The organism is Salinicola halimionae, assembly GCF_003206065.1.
GTDB classification, from domain to species: Bacteria; Pseudomonadota; Gammaproteobacteria; order Pseudomonadales; family Halomonadaceae; genus Salinicola; species Salinicola halimionae.
Map to the genome: position 1 here is coordinate 25226 of NZ_PZJQ01000007.1, position 18552 is coordinate 43777.

Annotated in this window: 16 protein-coding genes; 14 read left to right on the forward strand and 2 right to left on the reverse strand. The window is 60.4% G+C overall.

All coding sequences use genetic code 11. The annotated features are described in order from the left end of the window. Positions 1 to 183: 183 nt before the first annotated feature. From DOM27_RS17085 to DOM27_RS17125, 9 genes are all read left to right on the forward strand, one after another. Complete coding sequence (locus tag DOM27_RS17085; RefSeq protein WP_110657995.1) at positions 184 to 1062, forward strand: HTD2 family dehydratase; 879 nt, start codon at positions 184 to 186, stop codon at positions 1060 to 1062. Then, positions 1059 to 2243, forward strand: a complete 1185-nt coding sequence (locus DOM27_RS17090) for an acyl-CoA dehydrogenase family protein (protein ID WP_110657997.1) — start codon at positions 1059 to 1061, stop codon at positions 2241 to 2243. The genes DOM27_RS17085 and DOM27_RS17090 overlap by 4 nt, the downstream gene beginning before the upstream one ends. An 8-nt stretch (positions 2244 to 2251) precedes the next feature. Then, positions 2252 to 2647 carry a VOC family protein gene (locus tag DOM27_RS17095; protein ID WP_110657999.1) on the forward strand — a complete coding sequence of 132 codons (396 nt, stop codon included), beginning with the start codon at positions 2252 to 2254 and terminating at the stop codon, positions 2645 to 2647. Continuing rightward, a complete protein-coding gene (locus tag DOM27_RS17100; RefSeq protein ID WP_110658001.1) occupies positions 2644 to 4020 on the forward strand; it encodes an MmgE/PrpD family protein in 1377 nt (458 codons plus the stop codon). The genes DOM27_RS17095 and DOM27_RS17100 overlap by 4 nt, the downstream gene beginning before the upstream one ends. Before the next feature lie 49 nt (positions 4021 to 4069). Continuing rightward, entirely contained in the window at positions 4070 to 5269 is a 1200-nt protein-coding gene (locus tag DOM27_RS17105; RefSeq protein ID WP_110658003.1) for a CaiB/BaiF CoA transferase family protein, read from the forward strand. Between the two features lie 100 nt (positions 5270 to 5369). Further along, complete coding sequence (locus DOM27_RS17110; RefSeq protein ID WP_110658005.1) at positions 5370 to 6194, forward strand: HpcH/HpaI aldolase/citrate lyase family protein; 825 nt, start codon at positions 5370 to 5372, stop codon at positions 6192 to 6194. 476 nt (positions 6195 to 6670) lie between these two features. Continuing rightward, positions 6671 to 7681, forward strand: coding sequence for a DctP family TRAP transporter solute-binding subunit (locus DOM27_RS17115; protein WP_110658007.1), 1011 nt, complete (start codon positions 6671 to 6673; stop codon positions 7679 to 7681). A 10-nt stretch (positions 7682 to 7691) separates the two neighbouring features. After that, entirely contained in the window at positions 7692 to 8354 is a 663-nt protein-coding gene (locus DOM27_RS17120) for a TRAP transporter small permease (protein WP_110658009.1), read from the forward strand. Then, a complete protein-coding gene (locus DOM27_RS17125; RefSeq protein ID WP_110658011.1) occupies positions 8351 to 9634 on the forward strand; it encodes a TRAP transporter large permease in 1284 nt (427 codons plus the stop codon). Before DOM27_RS17120 ends, DOM27_RS17125 begins: the two co-directional genes overlap by 4 nt. A gap of 125 nt (positions 9635 to 9759) precedes the next feature. On the opposite strand, the gene DOM27_RS17130 is transcribed toward DOM27_RS17125, so the two are convergent. Beyond that, complete coding sequence (locus tag DOM27_RS17130) at positions 9760 to 11478, reverse strand: bifunctional protein-serine/threonine kinase/phosphatase (RefSeq protein WP_110658013.1); 1719 nt, start codon at positions 11476 to 11478, stop codon at positions 9760 to 9762. A 193-nt stretch (positions 11479 to 11671) separates the two neighbouring features. Here DOM27_RS17130 and ppa point away from each other — a divergent pair, with 193 nt between their 5' ends. Further along, complete coding sequence (gene ppa, locus DOM27_RS17135; RefSeq protein WP_110658015.1) at positions 11672 to 12202, forward strand: inorganic diphosphatase; 531 nt, start codon at positions 11672 to 11674, stop codon at positions 12200 to 12202. Positions 12203 to 12324: 122 nt separating this feature from the next. Here ppa and DOM27_RS17140 read toward each other — a convergent pair whose 3' ends face one another. Continuing rightward, on the reverse strand, positions 12325 to 13443 hold the full coding sequence (locus DOM27_RS17140) for a DUF2333 family protein (RefSeq protein WP_110658017.1): 1119 nt from the start codon (positions 13441 to 13443) through the stop codon (positions 12325 to 12327). A gap of 424 nt (positions 13444 to 13867) precedes the next feature. Here DOM27_RS17140 and dsbD point away from each other — a divergent pair, with 424 nt between their 5' ends. The 4 genes from dsbD to accC all read left to right on the forward strand — a co-directional run bounded on the left by dsbD (position 13868) and on the right by accC (position 18478). Then, positions 13868 to 15841 carry a protein-disulfide reductase DsbD gene (dsbD, locus tag DOM27_RS17145; RefSeq protein WP_110658239.1) on the forward strand — a complete coding sequence of 658 codons (1974 nt, stop codon included), beginning with the start codon at positions 13868 to 13870 and terminating at the stop codon, positions 15839 to 15841. Positions 15842 to 16006: 165 nt separating this feature from the next. Continuing rightward, entirely contained in the window at positions 16007 to 16450 is a 444-nt protein-coding gene (gene aroQ, locus DOM27_RS17150; RefSeq protein ID WP_110658019.1) for a type II 3-dehydroquinate dehydratase, read from the forward strand. A gap of 195 nt (positions 16451 to 16645) precedes the next feature. Continuing rightward, entirely contained in the window at positions 16646 to 17113 is a 468-nt protein-coding gene (gene accB / locus DOM27_RS17155) for an acetyl-CoA carboxylase biotin carboxyl carrier protein (protein ID WP_110658021.1), read from the forward strand. Positions 17114 to 17134: 21 nt separating this feature from the next. Next, the gene (accC, locus tag DOM27_RS17160) at positions 17135 to 18478 is read left to right on the forward strand and encodes an acetyl-CoA carboxylase biotin carboxylase subunit (RefSeq protein ID WP_110658022.1); all 1344 of its coding nucleotides are present in this window, start codon (positions 17135 to 17137) and stop codon (positions 18476 to 18478) included. Positions 18479 to 18552: the final 74 nt, after the last annotated feature.

Sequence of the window (18552 nt, forward strand, 5' to 3'; positions counted from 1 at the left end):
AGATAAGAGCATCCCCGGTGGCCGAGCGTGCTATCGGGGACGTTGACCATTTGGCACGCCCTCCCGGTTATCCACCAAAGTCGTATTCAGCGAAACCGAAGCCCCCCGCCACAAAAGACAGATTTCCTCTGACGCCGAGTCCGGCCATGCTGGCTAAACCCTCCGCGACTGGTGGATCGCCTCATGTCAGATTATGTGCCCGATAGCATTCCCGACGACACGCTCAAGCAGTGGATCGGCAACCGCGAACAGAGCACGGATCACCTCGATACCGCGCTGGTGGCGCGGGTCGCGGCGACTTTCAGCAAATCCTGCCCAAAACCGGGTGAGCCCCTGCCCCCCTTGTGGCATTGGGCGTTTTTCCAGAATCCGCTCCCTGGCGCACAGCTCGGCGGCGACGGCCACCCGACTCGCGGCGGCTTCCTGCCGCCGGCAGATGACCGCAATCGCATGTGGGCCGGTGGACGTGTCGAGTTTCTGACACCGCTTAGAGTGGGCATCGAAGCAGAACGCGTCTCCATGGTTGTCGATATTCAGGAAAAGCATGGCCGTACCGGCTCTCTGCTGTTCGTAACGGTGCAGCACGATTATCACCAGGCTGGCGAGCTCGCCATTCGCGAAGCCCAAGACATCGTCTACCGCCAACCCGCGCCGTCCAAGCTGTCGCTCGATGATCCGATGCCGGAAGCCGACTGGTCGCAGACCTTCGAGCCGGATCCGGTGTTGCTGTTCCGCTATTCGGCTGTGACCTTCAATGGCCACAGGATTCATTACGACTGGCCGTACGTCACCGAAACCGAGGGTTATCCGGGGTTGGTGGTGCATGGGCCGCTGATCGCGACGCTGCAACTGCAGGCGTTCTGCGAGGCCAATCCCCGTGCCCAACCCACGCGCATGGAGTACCGCGGCCTGCGTCCGCTGATCGCCAACAAGGCGTTTCAGACGACTGGACAGGTCACCGATACCGGCAAGGCCGAGTTGACGGCCGGCAACGCCGACGGACCGGCCCATCGCGCCACGGTTGAATTCAATAACACTGAAGATCAGGAGTCTCGATCATGAGTCTCGACCCTATCGGCCAAGCCCCTTTCGACCAAGAGGCGCTGGAAGCCATCCGCGACGGCGTTCGTAGCCTATGCCAGCAATATGACGGTGAATATTGGCGCGATATCGACAAGGCGCAGGGCTTCCCCGAAAAGTTCGTCACCGAACTGACCGAAGCCGGGTGGCTCGGTGCGATGATCCCCGAGGAATTCGGTGGCTCGGGGCTGGGACTGATCGAGGCCAGCGTGATTCTCGAGGAGGTCAACCGCTGCGGCGGCAATGCCGGCTTCGTCCATGGTCAGATGTACAACATGGCAACGCTGCTCAAGCATGGCAGCAAGACGCAGAAAGCCGCCATCCTGCCCAGGCTCGCCAGTGGCGAACTCCGACTGCAATCGATGGGTGTCACCGAGCCTACCACCGGCACCGACACCACCAAGATCAAGACCACGGCGGTAAAACGCGGCGACAAGTATGTGATCAACGGCCAGAAGGTGTGGATCTCGCGAATCCAGCATTCTGACTTGATGATCCTGCTGGCGCGCACCACGCCGTTGGCCGAGGTCAAGCGCAAGTCCGAGGGCATGTCGATCTTCCTGGTCGATCTGCATCAGGCGATTGGTAACGGTATGACGGTTCAGCCCATCGCCAACATGGTTGGCCACGAAACCAACGAGCTGTTCTTCGACAACCTCGAACTGCCGGCGGATAGCCTGATCGGCGAGGAAGGTAAAGGCTTCCGATATATTCTCGACGGTCTCAATGCCGAGCGCACCTTGATCGCGGCCGAATGCATCGGCGACGGTCGCTGGTTCATCGACAAGGCCAGCCGCTACGCCAACGAGCGCATCGTCTTCGACCGACCGATCGGCAAGAACCAGGGTGTGCAGTTCCCGATCGCCGAAGCGCATATCGAGGTAGAAGCCGCCGATCTGATGCGCTGGCGTGCCTGTCAGGAGTTCGATGCCGGCGTCCCGGCCGGCGCCAGCGCCAACATGGCCAAGTACCTGGCAGCCAAGGCCTCCTGGGAAGCCGCCAATGTCTGCCTGCAGACCCACGGCGGGTTCGGCTTCGCCACCGAGTACGACGTCGAACGCAAGTTCCGCGAGACGCGCCTATACCAAGTCGCTCCGATCTCCACCAACCTGATTCTCTCCTACGTGGCCGAGCACTTGCTCGACCTGCCACGCTCGTTCTGAGGTTACCCATGAAGATCTCACAGCTGGATCATCTGGTGCTGACGGTCGCCGATATCGATGCGACCTGCGATTTCTACGGTCGTGCACTGGGGATGGAACGGATCGTCTTCGGCAACGGGCGCAGGGCGCTCGTCTTTGGCCAGCAGAAGATCAACCTGCACCGCCACGGCCAGGAATTCGAACCCAAGGCGCACCGCCCCGCGCCGGGTTCGGCGGATCTCTGCTTCCTCAGCGACACACCACTGGAGCAGGTGATCACCCACCTTGAGACCGAAGAGATCACGATCATCGAAGGTCCGGTGGATCGGACCGGCGCCACCGGCCCGATCCGATCCGTCTACGTTCGCGACCCTGACGGCAATCTGATCGAGATCGCCAATCGACTCGAGGAGCGTTTGCCATGAATGAACTGGTCCATGATCAAACCCGTGATCGAACACGTGAACTGGCAAGTTTTCTGGCCGAACTCCGTTATGCCGATATCCCGCAACACGTCGTTGAGCGCTGCCAGGCGCTCTATCTCGATTGGCTGGGCTCCGCGCTGGCCGGCAAGGATCATGCGCCGATCCCGCTATTCGATCATTACAGCAAGCTGATGGGTCCCCATGATGGTGGCTGCCAGCAACTGACCGACCGTCGCATGACCTCGCCCCACTTCGCGGCTTTCGTCAACGCGGCCGCCTCGCATGTGGTCGAGCAGGATGATCTGCACAACAGTTCCGTGCTTCACCCGGCAACCGTGGTCTTTCCTGCCGCACTGGCAACCGCCCAGGACCTGGGCAGCAGCGGTGAGGCGCTGATCACTGCCGCCGTAGCCGGTTACGAGGCGGGGATTCGGATCGGCGAATTCCTCGGCCGCTCGCACTATCGCATCTTCCACACCACCGGCACCGCCGGCACGCTGGCCGCTGCCGTGGCCGCTGGCAAGCTGATGGAACTCGACACCGACGGTTTCGTGAATCTGCTCGGCAACGCCGGCACCCAGGCTGCGGGGCTGTGGGAATTTCTGCGCGACGCCGCCGACTCCAAACAGCTGCATACCGCCAAGGCGGCCTCCGACGGTCTTCTCGCCGCCTACATGACTCAGAGCGGCCTGACCGGCGCGCATCACATTTTGGATGGCCCCCAGGGAATGGCTGCGGGGATGTCCACGGACGCCGACCCGAGCCAATTGACGGACCGGCTCGGCGGACGCTGGGCGTTGGCCGAAACTTCATTCAAGTTTCACGCCTCCTGCCGCCATACGCATCCGGCAGCGGACGCCTTGCTGGCATTGATGCAGCGGGAGACGCTGACTCACGACGACGTCGAGACCGTCACGGCGAAAGTCCACCAAGCGGCAATCGACGTGCTCGGGCCGGTGGTCGATCCGCGCACCATTCACCAGGCCAAGTTTTCGATGGGAAGCGTACTGGGGTTAATCGCGGTTCATGGAGATGCCAGCCTGGCCAGCTTTCGGGATCACGCCCTGCAGGACGAGGCGGTGGCCAGTTTCCGCCAGCGTGTGTCGATGATGCTGGACCCGGAGGTGGATGAAGCCTATCCGCAGCGCTGGCTGGGGCGTGTCGAGGTCACCACTCGCGACGGCCGCCGAATGAGTGCCGCCATCGATGAACCCAAGGGCGATCCGGGCAACACCCTGAGCCGGGATGAGCTGGAGGCGAAATTCCGCCGTCTCGTGACGTTCTCGGGTGCGGCCAGTAACGACGAAGTCATCAAGCTGATCGCCCATGCCTGGAATCTGCCCGCCGTGGCACGCCTAGAGCCGCTGCTGTGAGCGGGCGACCCGCTAGCACCGAATATCCGCTTTCTGAACAGGATCCGTCATGACTGCTCAACCTCCTCGCCCCCTGGATGGCATTACCGTCGTCAGCCTGGAACACGCTATCGCCGCGCCCTTCTGCACGCGGCAACTCGCCGATCAGGGCGCCCGGGTGATCAAGATCGAACGCCCCGGCGTCGGCGACTTTGCCCGCGGCTATGACGAGCGTGTCCACGGCCTCTCCTCGCATTTCGTCTGGACCAATCGATCGAAGGAAAGCCTGACGCTCAATTTGAAACATGAGGCTGCCGAGCCCATCCTCGATGAGCTGCTCGGGGAAGCCGATGTGCTGGTGCAGAATCTGGCCCCCGGCGCCGCGGCCCGAATGGGGCTCGGCTTCGACACGCTGCACGAGCGGTTCCCCCGATTGATCGTTTGCGATATTTCCGGCTACGGTGAAGGCGGGCCCTTTGAGACCAAGAAGGCCTACGACCTGCTGATCCAGAGCGAAGCGGGGTTTCTCTCCGTCACCGGCGGCCCCGAACCTGACGCCATGGCCAAGGCGGGCTGTTCGGTCGCCGATATCGCCGCCGGCATGTACGCCTACAGCAACATCCTGTCCGCGTTGCTGCTTCGAGGGCGGACCGGCGAGGGCTCGCACATCGACGTCTCGATGTTGGAGAGCCTGGTCGAATGGATGGGTTATCCGATGTACTACGCTTTCGACGGCGCGACACCACCACCTCGCGCTGGTGCGTCCCACTCGACGATCTACCCTTACGGCCCCTTCCCTACCGGCGACGGCGGTACGGTCATGCTCGGTTTGCAGAACGAACGGGAATGGCAGCTGTTCTGCGAGAAGGTCATGGAACAGCCAACGCTGGCTGCGGACGAACGCTTCGATGCCAACTTCAAGCGCTCGGAAAATCGCGAATCCCTGCGCGCGCTGATTGACGAGGTCTTTGCCGACCTCACGGCGGAGCAGGTTATCGCCCGACTCGATCACGCTCAGATTGCCAATGCCCACGTCAATGATATGGCAGGCGTTTGGAAGCATCCGCAGTTGGCGGCGCGAGATCGCTGGCGCGACGTGATGACACCCGGCGGGCAAGTACCGGCCGCGCTGCCGCCCGGACGCAACATGGCGTACGAACCGCGCATGGATGCGGTCCCTGCGCTTGGCGAACATAGCGAGACCATCCTCAAGCAGTTGGGCTACGCCGATGAGGACGTGAACACGCTGCGTCAGGCCGGTACGATTTGACGGGGCCCTCCCGAATCCTGGCTGATAGTCTGACGCCTGCCGTCCAACGCCCACCCATTCATTCGCTCACGACTTATTTGTCCACGTAAGGAATCGGCTCATGAGCTCGACCACACCACCTCGTTCCGCCCTGTTCGTACCGGCCAATCGCCCCGAGCGCATTCCCAAGGCGCTCGCCAGCGGTGCCGACATCGTGATCGTCGATCTGGAAGATGCCGTTGCCCCCGAAGCCAAGTCGGAGGCGCGGCGCGCACTGGGCGAGTTTCTCGAAGGCGCCCCGCACGGCGCGATCTGGGTGCGAATCAACGCTGCCGATACCGCGGATTTCGCAGAGGACCTGGCCCTCTGCCGTGATCAGTCAGGTATTGCCGGCCTCGTGGTACCCAAGGCAGAAAGTGTGGACACCCTAGCCCAAGCTGGCACTTTGGGACTGGCGCTGATCCCGCTGATCGAAAGTGCCAAGGGGCTGCAGGCCTTACCCGAGCTCGCCCGGTGCCCGGGCGTTCTGCAGTTGAGCTTCGGCGCGCTGGATCTCGGTCTGGATCTGGGTATCGAGCCAAATAGCGAAGGCGGCGATTGGATGTTGAATCAGGCCCGCTATCAGCTGCTGCTGCAGTCACGTCTGGCTGGCCTCGCGCCTCCCATCGATACGGTCCACCCTGAATTTCGCGAGATGACGATCGTGGAGCGAGCCGCCAGGCGTGCGGCCGAAATGGGCTTCTGCGGCATGCTCTGCATTCATCCGCGTCAGGTCGACGTGGTCAATGACACCTTCCTGCCCACCAGAGATCAACTCGCCTGGGCGACGCGCGTGATCGAGGCCGCCGAGCGAGACGCTGGCGCCGGGCAGGTCGATGGCCAGATGATCGATGCGCCGGTCATGGCACGGGCACGGCGACTACTGGCCAGCGCCAGACGAGATTGAAGAGAGACGTTGTCGGTGGCCGACTATTTGCTTGCCATTGGCGCTCGACTCCTTCGAACCGAGCATCCCCGGTGGAACAGGATTGAAAGTTAACTTTTGTGACGTTGCGCTTTCTGGTCGACGCAACCTGCTGGAATGCTCCCGATCCATCGCCAGTGAACGATATCGCAATTATGAGGACGAAAGCACCGGAAGATTCGTCCACCCGAAGCCTAAAAGATACTTTTAGGCTTTGAATTTATTAGTTTTTATATTTTCAATATGCAGGTTACCCGGATCTTATTCACCGACGTTAGCTAGACTTTTTAAACTTTTTAAACCAAAAATAAACCACTCTTTTCCTGATTCAACCCTTCGAGTCCCACCTAAGGTTGAATATACGAGTTCACGTTATTTTTCGCATACTCCGCATGGCATCGCAGGTAAGGCGTTTTCAAAGACGCCAAGACGACAGAACAACTCAGGAGTGAAATGCCATGTCTCTCATCAATCCAAAAACCCTAGTTGGCGCTATCGGGGTTGCCATCCTGATGGGTGGCGTCGCGAACGCTCAGGCGCAGGACCCCATTGTCATCAAGTTCTCCCATGTGGTGGCCAATGACACACCCAAGGGGCAAGGCGCTCAGTTACTGCAAAAGCTGGTGAAAGAACGTCTTGGCGACAAGGTCAAGATCGAGGTCTATCCCAACTCCTCTCTTTATGACGACACCAAAGGGTTGAACGCATTGCTGACTGGCGACGTTCAACTACTGGCGCCATCGATGGCCAAGCTTGGCGAGTACAGCCCCAGCGTGCAGCTCATGGATCTGCCATTCCTGTTCGACGACATGGAGGCAGTTACCCGTTTCGAGCAAGGCGATGGCGGCAAACAGATTCTGGAATCGATGCAGGACAACAACATTCTGGGCCTCGCCTACTGGCACAACGGCATGCGCCAGCTGACTTCCAACGAGCCGTTGATCGAACCGAAAGACGCCCGTGGCATGAAACTTCGCGTCGAGCCTTCCGACGTGCTCGCAGCTCAGATCAACGAACTGCATGCCATTCCTCGCAAGATGGCTTTCGGTGAGGTCTATCAAGGCATGCAGACGGGTGTCATCGACGGTCAGGGCGGCAATACCTGGTCCAACATCTACACCCAGAAGTGGAACGAAGTGCAGAGCGACATGACCGAGTCCAATAACGGCGTGCTCGACTACATGTTGATTACCAATGCCAAGTTCTGGAACGGCCTGCCCGACGACGTGCGTACCACCCTTGACGACATCCTGGCGGAAGTCACGGAGTCAGTGAATTCCAAGGCAGACGAACTCAACGAGCAAGCCAAGAAGGATATCATCGCCGCGGGCGGCACCGAGGTTCACGAACTCACGCCGGAGCAGGTCAAGGCCTGGCGTGACGCCATGAGCCCGGTACTCGACGAGTACCGCGATGAAATCGGTAGCGATCTGGTCGATGCCGCTCAGCAGTCCAACAACGCGAACTGAGTGACGATCCATGCTGCTACGCATCTGGAACTCACTGGAGGAGGGCCTTGTGGCCCTCCTGTTGACAGCGATGACCCTGTTGACCTTCTTCTACGTGGTCGTCACCAATCTCTATGACGTTTTCTACGATCTCGGCGACGCTTATCCGGCGCTCGAGGAGCCCGCCTTCGCCGTCGGCGACTGGCTATTGGGTCTGGGTCAGCAGATGACCTGGAGTCTGGCGATGACGACGACGATCTTCGCCTGGCTGATTTTCCTGGGGATCGCTTACGGCGTGCGCATTGGCGCGCACATCGGCGTCGACCTGCTGGTCAGACTACTGCCGGAAAAGCTGCAGCGAGTCTGCGGCGTACTCAGTTGTCTGATTTTCATGGCCTATGCCGGCCTGCTGATGGTTTCGAGCGCGCAGTGGGTAAGCTCCCTGATGACCAGCAATATCGGTGTCGAAGACCTGGGCACATTCGGCCTTAGGGAGTGGCACGTGACGCTAATTCTGCCGATCGGATTTGCACTGATCATCGCACGACTGCTGGAAGTGCTGATTCGCATTCTGCGAGGTCAGCAGTTAGGTCTGGAGCAGAGCAATGAAGTCAGCGATGCGCTGTCGCTGCTGGACGATACCGAAACTGCCCGCACCGAGACGAACACCGACTCCCGGAGAACACGGTCGTGACGATTGCCTTCCTGTTCATATCGCTTTTCGTACTCATGTTCATCGGTGTGCCCATCGCGGTCTCGTTGGGCCTGTCGAGCGCGCTGACTATCCTGCTGTTCAGCCAGGACTCATTGCAGTCGCTGGCCATCAAGCTATTCGCCACCTCCGATCATTACACGCTACTGGCGATTCCGTTCTTTCTGCTATCCGGCGCGTTCATGACCAGCGGCGGCGTGGCGAAGCGACTGATCGACTTCGCCAACGCCACCGTTGGGCATTTCCGTGGCGGGCTGCCGATCGCTTCCGTACTCGCTTGCGTTCTATTTGCCGCGTTATCCGGCTCTTCACCGGCTACGGTCGCTGCCGTCGGGTCGATCGTGATCGCCGGAATGGTGCGCTCAGGCTACACCCGCAGCTTTGCCACCGGCATCGTGTGCAACGCGGGCACGCTGGGCATTCTGATTCCGCCGTCGATCGTGATGGTCGTCTATGCTGCTGCGACGTCTACCTCCGTCGGCAAGCTGTTCATGGCTGGCGTCGTGCCTGGTGTGCTGTTGGGGGTATTACTGATGGTGGCGATTTACATCATCGCCCGCATCAAGAACATGCCTGCCCAGCCCCGCGTCACACCGCGGGAATGGTTTCGCGCTGCCCGTAAATCGATGTGGGGGTTGCTACTGATCGTAGTGATCCTCGGCGGCATCTACTCGGGGATCTTTACCCCCACCGAAGCGGCGGCAGTCGCAGCGGTGTATGCGGCGTTCGTCTCACTGGTGGTCTATCGCGATATCGGACTCAAGGAGTGCCCTCGGGTCATTCTGGACGCCGCACGCCTCAGCGTCGTGCTGATGTTCATCATCGCCAACGCGATGTTGTTCGCCCATGTGCTGACTACCGAGCAGATCCCCCAGTCGATTACGGCGTGGGTCGTGGAACAGGGTTTCTCGCCGATTACGTTCCTGCTGGTACTCAACCTGGTGCTGCTGGTGGCGGGTAGTTTCATGGAACCTTCGGCGATCATTCTGATCCTGGCGCCGATCCTGTTCCCGATTGCCATGCAACTGGGCATCGATCCGATCCATCTCGGTGTCATCATGGTGGTCAACATGGAAATCGGCATGCTGACGCCGCCAACGGGACTCAACTTGTTCGTGGCTTCGGCTGTCACCGGCCAGCCGCTGACAGCGGTCATCCGGGCCTCGGCGCCCTGGTTGATTCTGCTATTGGCGTTCCTGCTACTGATCACCTACGTCCCCTTCATCTCGCTCGGCTTGCCGAACTGGCTGGGCATGCCCTAAGGAGAAGACGCGACGCGCGATGTCAATTCGGAGGGCGCCATCAGGCGCCCTCTTCATTTGTTGCGTTTGCTCCGTCTACCGCGGTTCGCTCTCATCGCCTCTCGGCTAGCCGAAATGTCAGATATCTACTTCAGCCACCAGGACAGAATCAGCATGAACAGCAACACGGTCGCGATCGCCTGCCACACGTTCGCCGGCTCACGCCACGGCGGACGCGGACTGTCTTCTTCATGCTTGGGTGCCGGCCGCAGATGATAGGCAAACTCGGAGAGGCGCCGGAATCTCAGGGCCCGTAGTGGATCGAGCGAACGTCTGAAAGCATCGTCGAGATCGCTGCTGATTGCCGAGTTGCTGAGCTGCGCGCGGCGATAGGTCATCTGCTCCAGATCAGTATGACTGCGCAGATGATTCGGCAGCAGGGTGTAGGGCAGATGACCGGTGAGCATCCAGTAGACCGTCGAGGCCAACGAATATTGATCACTGCGTCGGCCGACTTCGGTATCCAGCGCGTACTCCGGCGCGCTGTGCTCGGTTAGCCCAATCTGTCGTGCCAACTCACGGGCCTCGCCCTGACCATCGCCCTCGCGCTTGTGGCAAGCACCGAAGTCCGTCAGCAGCAGGCTGCCATGCCGATCGATCAGGATATTGTCGGGGTGAATATGCTGATGCAGCACATCATGACGGTGAAGCGCCTGTACCGCCTTGACCAGTTGACGCGCGATCTCGAGGCGCTGTTCCAGGCTCGCCTGCGGGTGTTTCCCCAGCCACTCGGTCAGTGTCTCACCATCGACATAGCTCATCAGATAATAGAGATAACGGCGTGTTCGCGCCGGCTCCATCACCTTGACCACGAACGGCGAGTTGACGCGTTCGACCACCCACTGCTGCAACCCGAAATGTTCGAGATAGACGTTGCGCATCGACAGTTCCGGGCTGGGTGCCTTCATCACCATATCGCGGCCGCTGCGAATATCGCGCACGTGGTAAAGCCGAGCCTTGGCGGTACGCGACAGCACCTCCATGACCTCGAGGCCATCGAGTCGCTCGCCTCGAGAAAGCTCCGGCGGCACCGGCAGATGATGAAAGACCCGAAGCTGCTCGTCACTCTCGTCTTCCGATAAGCGGTCAACCCGTACCAGCTGAAAACAGAACTGATTGGCGTTGTAGCCTCGCTCGATAGCGCGCTGATTGGCGGCCTCGGCGAGCCGCTCGCAGGCGGCGTCCAGATCGCTGACATCGGCGCGAATCAGCTGCACGTACTCGGACGGTACCAGCGTGCCGCGAACGGCCTGCGTCATGAACAGAAACAGATCGCCCTGCTTGAGCGCGAAGCTGGAGTAATCGATATCGACGTGGCCATCCATCCCCAATGCCCGCGAGGGGTATCGATAACCACCCAGATCGGTGACATGGTCCCGCGTCAGCTGCTCGAACTCCGCGCCACGAATGCGGTAGACCAGAGTATCGCCCATATGGAAGAGGTGCGCCTCGTGCTGATGAAAGATCATCGCCGACAGCGAACAGATATAGCTGCCCCCTTCGATGTAACCGCTCTGGCTATGGCACCAGCTGTTCAGGGCCCGCAGTACCCGCGTCGCCGAAGTCTTGATGTCCCAATGACCGGGTGTCGAATAGTAGTCGGCCAGAAAGCCGCGCACGCTGAGATCGCCAGCTTGCTTGGCGATTGAATTGCGCCAGGTGGAATCACTGATTAGCGCGCACCCCCCCTTGGAGGTCAGTTGCTCGCCCTGGGGAATCTGTACCGACATCGAACTGCGATGGCGATGCAGATCCGGCGCGACGAAGGCCTGACCATAGGTCAGTGACAGCGAGCTTCTCGACAACGGTTTTCTCCATTGGATCGACGAACGACGAGTCATCAGGCAAGCTCGGATACGCAACCACAAGCGGCGGCGGCACCAACGCGCCGTCGGGACACGGTTCGTCGCCCGGGTTGGTAATCGGACTAGCCTATTCGTATAATTCTCGGGATTTTCGCCCGCTGGCGTTCAACCTGCAAACCGCAAGGACTCAACGATGAGTTTCGACAAGATTCCCGCCGGAAAGGATCTCCCTAACGACGTGTACGTGGCGATCGAAATTCCTGCCAACCACGCGCCGATCAAGTATGAAATCGACAAGGAGATGGACGCCCTGGTGGTCGACCGCTTCATGGCCACTCCGATGTTCTATCCGGCCAACTACGGTTTCATCCCCAATACCCTGGCCGACGACGGCGATCCGCTCGATGCCTTGGTCGTCACTCCCTACCCGGTGCAGCCGGGTTGCGTGATTCGCGCGCGGCCGGTCGGCGTACTCAACATGTCGGACGAAGCCGGCGAAGATGCCAAGCTGGTCTGCGTTCCCCACGAGAAACTGTCCGCACTTTATGATGACGTGCACGAGGTTACCGACCTTCCCGAGCTGTTACGTCAACAGATCGCGCACTTCTTCGAGAACTACAAGGATCTCGAAAAAGGCAAGTGGGTCAAGATCGACTCCTGGGATGGCGCAGACGCAGCCCGCCGGGCGATCGAGAAAGCCGTTGCCGCTTACGAGAACGAATGACACCGAGGCGTAGGGCCGAGGTGTAGGGAACAACTCGCTGCGTCATGTAAAAACGCCGCCTCGGTGACAAACCGGGGCGGCGTTTTGAGTTCTGGCCTCGCTCTGACGTTCGAAGCGAACGCTCAGAGCTGATTACGAATCTTTTCGACGAGCTGCGATGCCCGCACCGTGTAATTCGCCAGCATCAACGAGTGGTTGGCGAACAGCCCGAAGCCGGAACCGTTCAGGATGACTGGGCTCCAGACTCTCGCCTGCGAGCTTTCCAGCTCCGCGATCAATTGATCGAAATCGGCCCCAGCACCGCTGCTGTCGATCACGTCGGCATAGTCGATCCTGGCCGCCCGCATCAGCTGCGCCAACGCCCAGGTAGTGCCCCGAGCTTCAAAGAAAACGTTATCGATGCGCAGCCAAGGGGTGCTGTCATTCTGCTCATCGCCGTTGGGCGACTGACCGACATTGGCGGCCAGGCGCTGGGTCTGGGTTTGCAGGCGCTTTTCCACTTGAGCCAGCCACTCGCGCAAGGCAGTGGCATCGGGCGCTGCCGGCGACTGAGTCTCGCCAGCAACCTCCTGATCCGAGGTGCCCTGATCCGAAGCGCCCTGATCCGAAGCGCCCTGATCCGAAGTGCCCTGATCCGACGGGCTTTGATTCGATGCGTACTGACCAGTGGCATTTTCCAGCGCCGTGAAGGCTTCGCCCAGATTGTTGCGGGCGGCTTTCAGCGCTGTCTCGGATGCCGGCCAGCGCCAGCTGTCGAGGTCGCCGGACAGATCGTCATTGGCCTGTGACAATGGTGCACTGCCGACACTCAGTGCTCTGCCCAGGGACGCTACCGCATCACGCACCTGCTGAGTCACGCCACTCTCCCAGCTGGGCATGTTATCGAGCCACAACCCCGGAGGCATGACATCATTTCGCAGATATCCACCCGGCTTGTCGAGTAGCGTATCCAGAATCGTTAAATTGCTGGCAAGCAAAGCCTCACCCGGCGTGACGGCCGGCTGTGATTGCGCTTCGTTGCCGTCGCCAGTGTCCACACTCTGCGGAAAGCCGCGTTGCTGCTCCACCGCCTGCCTGGGATCGGTGGGCGACGGAGTCAAGCTCCACCAGATACCCAGCACGATGCAGGCCAGCAGATAGATGACAATCAGTGCCACCAGGGGCTTCCATATCCAGCCATACTGAGGCGTTTCGAGGACCTCGGTGCGCGATAACGGCACCTTCTTGCGAAACAGAGCCATGAACGATCCTTGTCATTGCTGAGGTTGTGAGCGCCGGTGGCAGAAACCGGCCGGAGAACCTGAGTCGAAGGAAGCAGGGTTGGGAAAAGAATGACTCTATCCTATCACGCTCGCCGCCACACGCAGCCCGTCTTTCGCCGCACCGTCTATCGCTTCCTCGCCTTTTGCCGGATAGTCGCGCGTCTCTGGATAGCGGCGTGTCTCTATCCATTATTGGTTCTCTGTATAATGTTGTGCTGGAGTTCCCTCCACGGCACTTTTTTCCGGTTACACGATCACACTCTGGGGTGCGGCGGTATCCGAACCGCTGCTATCACGGGTCAGGTATCCATCAATTGCGGATTCACCCTCTCATCGTCGTCGGGATATGCCTGTTTTGAAGTCGCGATTCTATTCGTTGGTTGTGACGCTTGGTTGCTGCCTGATGGCAGTGCTCGGCCCGGCTCAGGCCGATGACGTCTTTTCCGCTTCGAGCGGAACACGTTTTCCAAGCGAAAATGCCGCCGAGTTTCTACCGGTCGACCAAGCCTTTCATGCCTATGCGTGGCATGACGACGAGCGCATCTATGTCGGCATCCGCAATCAACCCGGCTACTATCTCTATCGTCATCGCCTGGCCCTGGAGAGCGATCAAACGAAGACCACGTTCGGTGCTCTCGAGATCCCCCCCGGCAAGTTCAAGCACGATCAGTACTTGGGCGATGTCCACGTTTTTTACGATGAGGTCGAAATCAGCGCACCGCTGACCGAACAGGCGCGGCGGGATTCGCAGCAGCCGGTTCCGATCACGCTGTCTTTCCAGGGTTGCGCCGACGCCGGGCTTTGTTATCCACCCGAGCAATGGATGCTGACCGCCAAAGCAGGGCCACCTCCAGCCGCCTATCTCGATGCCAGCAATGAAGCCAAGGCTTCGCCGATCGGCTCGTCCAAAACTGGCAATACCAACGATCCTTTCTCGACACCGGATGCAAGCCAGGCGCTCTCTGACCCGGTTCCCGATGCCGGCCGGATGGCGCCGAGCGTTTCGATGACCACCGCCGTCGATGACGCCGCGACACTCTCTTCGGCAAGCCAGGACGGCCAGTTCCAGTCATCGCTTCGCGCCGGCATCGATCTGAGCACCCTGGGGCTATTCTTTCTCGCGGGGCTGGGGCTGACATTCACGCCCTGCGTCCTGCCCATGCTGCCGATCCTGACCTCGATCATCGTCGGACAGAAGGCCCGACGCGGGCGGGCACTGACACTGTCGCTGAGCTACGCCACGGGCATGGCGGTGACTTTCATGCTGCTTGGCACGCTGATGGGCCTGTTTGGCGCCTCGCTCAATCTTCAGGCGCGATTGCAGTCGGTCTGGGTACTGATCCCACTCGCACTGCTGTTTGCACTGTTCGCCGCAGCGATGTTCGGTCTTTTCGATCTACGCCTGCCCAGTGGGGTCAACCAGCGGGCGGATGCCTGGCAAGCTCGTCTGCAGCGCTGTGGTCCGCTGGGGTTGGCTGCGGCCGGTGCGCTATCGGTACTGGTGGTTTCCCCCTGCGTATCCGCGCCGCTTGCCGGTGCGCTGGTATTCATTTCGACGACCGGCGACGCCCTGGGCGGCGCAATGGCGCTGCTCGCGCTGGGGCTGGGCATGGGAATGCCACTGGTCCTGGCAGGGACTTTCGGGACACAGTGGTTGCCTCGCACCGGCGCCTGGATGAGCGGGATCAAGGCGCTGTTCGGCGTGATGCTGCTGGGCGTGGCAATCTGGCTGGTCGAACGCCTGCTGCCGGGACCGGTAGCGTTATTGCTGTGGGGGGCGCTGGCGCTGGGCTGCGCGCTAGCGCTAGGGGCACTCGATTGGCGGACCGCCAGCGGGTGGCCCAGAATTCGCCAGGCGGCAGGCTGGATACTGCTGGTGTGGGGCGTGGCGATGGTATGGGGTGCGGCACAGGGCGGCAATGACCCGCTGAGGCCGCTACCGAACACCGTACCGGCCCATGCGCCGGGAGTGGCACCAACCTTCGAGTCCGTCAGCGATCTCGGCCAGCTCCGGGCCGCACTGGCAGCGGCAAACCGGGCCGGGCGTCCTGCCATGGTCGATGTCAGTGCCGACTGGTGCATCTCCTGCAAGATCATGGAGCGAGAAGTCTTTCCCCGCCCTGCCGTCGCCGAGCGTCTGAGCGGATTCACGCTGATTCGCGCCGACGTCACTCAGAACACTGCCGCTAGCCGGGAAATTCTCGAGCACTACAGCCTGTTCGGGCCGCCGGGACTGCTGTTTTTTGCCGATGGCGATGAGCTTCAACGAGCTCGTATTCAAGGCGAAGTCGATGCGCAAGCCCTGGCCCCACATCTGGATGCGGTAAAGCAACTGATACGTGACGAATCCACGCTATCGACAACAATGGGTTCGTAACTTGCGCCAGGCGTTACCGAACAACGTTCGACGGTCAGGGTGGACACTCCCAGCATTTTTCGGCAAACTTCGACATCATGAAAACGGTGCGCCGAAGACGCCATCTTGCAGCAAAGTGACGCGATCTCGACATTCCACGAAAGGGTTAACAGCGCAAGGATGGTCATGGCTAGACTCCTGGTTCTCAACGGTCCCAACCTGAATCTGCTCGGCACTCGCGAGCCGGAAGTGTATGGCACGACCACGTTGGAGGACATCCGGATCCGCCTGACGGAGCGCGCCCTGAGCGCCGGCCATCAGCTGGACTGGCTACAGTCCAATGCCGAGCACGAGCTGGTCGAACGGGTACATCGGGCTCGGCAGGAAAACATCGACTTCATTCTGCTCAACCCGGCCGCCTTCACGCATACCAGCGTGGCGCTTCGAGATGCGCTGACCGGGGTCGACATTCCGTTCATCGAACTGCATCTGTCCAACGTGCACGCACGCGAACCGTTCCGCGCGCACTCGTATTTTACCGACGTCGCCCGTGGCGTTATTGCAGGATTCGGCGCCGACAGCTACGTGCTGGCGCTGGATGCCGCTTTCAGGCAGCTGGATTCACGCTGATCCACATTCTTTTGCCGGCGAGCGCACAGCACTGTTACCCATAGTTCTGAAACTCGATAGTTCTGAAACTCGATAGTTCTGGTACTCGCAACATTGACACTTATTCAGCTCGACACTCATCACATTGCGCTAATGCCTTCAACGTTCGCATCCCGATAGTGCCGCTTTCACATTCAACCAAGCCGAGACATCGCCATGGATATACGCAAGGTCAAGAAACTCATCGAACTCCTGGAAGAGTCCAACATCAGCGAAATCGAGATCCAGGAAGGTGAAGAATCCGTGCGCATCAGCCGTCACCCGGCTGGATTCGGTGCCGCCCAGCAGCCGATGATGATGCCGCAATCCATGTCGCAGGCCGCTCCGAACTACGCCGCGCAGCAGACTCAAGCACCCGATCCCGCCGAGCCGGCCCCCGTGCAGCCTGCCGGTCACGCGGTGACCTCGCCGATGGTCGGCACCTTCTATCGTTCGCCGGCGCCGGGGTCAAAAGCCTTCGTCGAAGTCGGTCAGAGCATCAAGAAAGGCGATACCGTGTGTATCGTCGAAGCGATGAAGATGATGAACCAGATCGAAGCCGACAAGGATGGCGTGATCGAAGCGATTCTGGTCGAGGATGGCGAGCCGGTCGAGTTCGACCAGCCGATGATCATCATCAACTAAGACCACACGAGCGAAACCATCATGTTGGACAAGGTACTCATCGCCAACCGTGGCGAGATCGCACTTCGCATTCTGCGCGCCTGCAAGGAGCTCGGGATCAAGACCGTGGCGGTTCATTCCAAGGCCGACCGGGAACTGATGCACGTGCGCCTGGCCGACGAGGCCGTCTGTATCGGCCCTGCGGCTTCGGCCAAATCCTATCTGAACATCCCTGCGCTGATCAGCGCCGCGGAGGTGACGGACTCCAGCGCCATCCATCCCGGCTACGGCTTTCTCTCCGAGAACGCCAATTTCGCCGAGCAGGTCGAGCGCTCCGGTTTCACTTTCGTCGGGCCGCGGGCGGAAACCATTCGCCTGATGGGCGACAAGGTCAGCGCGATCAATGCCATGAAGGCAGCTGGCGTACCCACGGTGCCCGGATCCGACGGGCCGCTGCCGGATGACGATGCCGAGATTCGCCGCATCGCCGGCCGTATTGGCTATCCGGTGATCATCAAGGCCGCTGCCGGTGGCGGTGGCCGCGGCATGCGAGTGGTGCGCAACGACGACGAAGTCGCCAAGGCGGCCAGCGTGACTCGCGCCGAGGCTGCGGCAGCCTTTGGCGACGGTACCGTCTACATGGAGAAGTTCCTCGAGAACCCGCGCCATGTGGAGATCCAGGTGCTCGCCGATGGTCAGGGCAATGCGATCCATCTTTACGATCGCGACTGCTCGCTCCAGCGCCGTCACCAGAAAGTGCTCGAGGAAGCACCGGCACCGCATATCGATCCCGAAGCCCGTGCCAAGGTGCTCAAGTCGTGCACCGACGCCTGCATCGAGATCAACTACCGTGGTGCCGGCACGTTCGAATTCCTCTACGAGGACGGCGAGTTTTTCTTCATCGAGATGAACACCCGCGTGCAGGTCGAGCACCCCGTGACCGAAATGGTCACCGGTGTCGATATCGTCAAGGAGCAGTTGCGTATCGCCTGCGGTCAGCCGCTGTCGATTCGTCAACAGGACGTCGAGCTGCGCGGCCATGCGTTCGAGTGTCGTATCAACGCCGAGGACGCCCGCACGTTCATGCCCTCCCCCGGCAAGATAAACCTCTACCATGCGCCGGGCGGACTCGGCGTACGCATGGACTCGCATATCTACACCGGTTACAGCGTACCGCCGCACTACGACTCCTTGATCGGCAAGCTGATCACCTGGGGCGCGGATCGTGAAATCGCGCTGGTGCGAATGCGCAATGCACTCGACGAACTGCTGGTCGAAGGCATCAAGACCAACATCGATCTGCAGAAGGACCTGGTGCGTGATAGCGCTTTCCAGAAGGGCGGCGTCAATATCCACTATCTCGAGAAGAAGCTCGGTCTGAGCTGATTCTCAGACATCGAGCCAGTCGAGACGGGGCGGTCTATTCTGCGCGTTCAGTGCTGCAATAGACCGCCCCTTCT

What these genes read in the sequence shown, in the direction of transcription:
- DOM27_RS17115 (WP_110658007.1), top strand. Translation starts at nt 6,671, where the DNA reads ATGTCTCTCATCAATCCAAAAACCCTAGTTGGCGCTATCGGGGTTGCC.
- DOM27_RS17095 (WP_110657999.1), top strand. Translation starts at nt 2,252, where the DNA reads ATGAAGATCTCACAGCTGGATCATCTGGTGCTGACGGTCGCCGATATC.
- DOM27_RS17105 (WP_110658003.1), top strand. Translation starts at nt 4,070, where the DNA reads ATGACTGCTCAACCTCCTCGCCCCCTGGATGGCATTACCGTCGTCAGC.
- DOM27_RS17100 (WP_110658001.1), top strand. Translation starts at nt 2,644, where the DNA reads ATGAATGAACTGGTCCATGATCAAACCCGTGATCGAACACGTGAACTG.
- dsbD (WP_110658239.1), top strand. Translation starts at nt 13,868, where the DNA reads ATGGCAGTGCTCGGCCCGGCTCAGGCCGATGACGTCTTTTCCGCTTCG.
- DOM27_RS17120 (WP_110658009.1), top strand. Translation starts at nt 7,692, where the DNA reads ATGCTGCTACGCATCTGGAACTCACTGGAGGAGGGCCTTGTGGCCCTC.
- DOM27_RS17110 (WP_110658005.1), top strand. Translation starts at nt 5,370, where the DNA reads ATGAGCTCGACCACACCACCTCGTTCCGCCCTGTTCGTACCGGCCAAT.
- ppa (WP_110658015.1), top strand. Translation starts at nt 11,672, where the DNA reads ATGAGTTTCGACAAGATTCCCGCCGGAAAGGATCTCCCTAACGACGTG.
- accC (WP_110658022.1), top strand. Translation starts at nt 17,135, where the DNA reads ATGTTGGACAAGGTACTCATCGCCAACCGTGGCGAGATCGCACTTCGC.
- DOM27_RS17140 (WP_110658017.1), bottom strand. Translation starts at nt 13,443, where the DNA reads ATGGCTCTGTTTCGCAAGAAGGTGCCGTTATCGCGCACCGAGGTCCTC.
- aroQ (WP_110658019.1), top strand. Translation starts at nt 16,007, where the DNA reads ATGGCTAGACTCCTGGTTCTCAACGGTCCCAACCTGAATCTGCTCGGC.
- DOM27_RS17090 (WP_110657997.1), top strand. Translation starts at nt 1,059, where the DNA reads ATGAGTCTCGACCCTATCGGCCAAGCCCCTTTCGACCAAGAGGCGCTG.
- DOM27_RS17085 (WP_110657995.1), top strand. Translation starts at nt 184, where the DNA reads ATGTCAGATTATGTGCCCGATAGCATTCCCGACGACACGCTCAAGCAG.
- accB (WP_110658021.1), top strand. Translation starts at nt 16,646, where the DNA reads ATGGATATACGCAAGGTCAAGAAACTCATCGAACTCCTGGAAGAGTCC.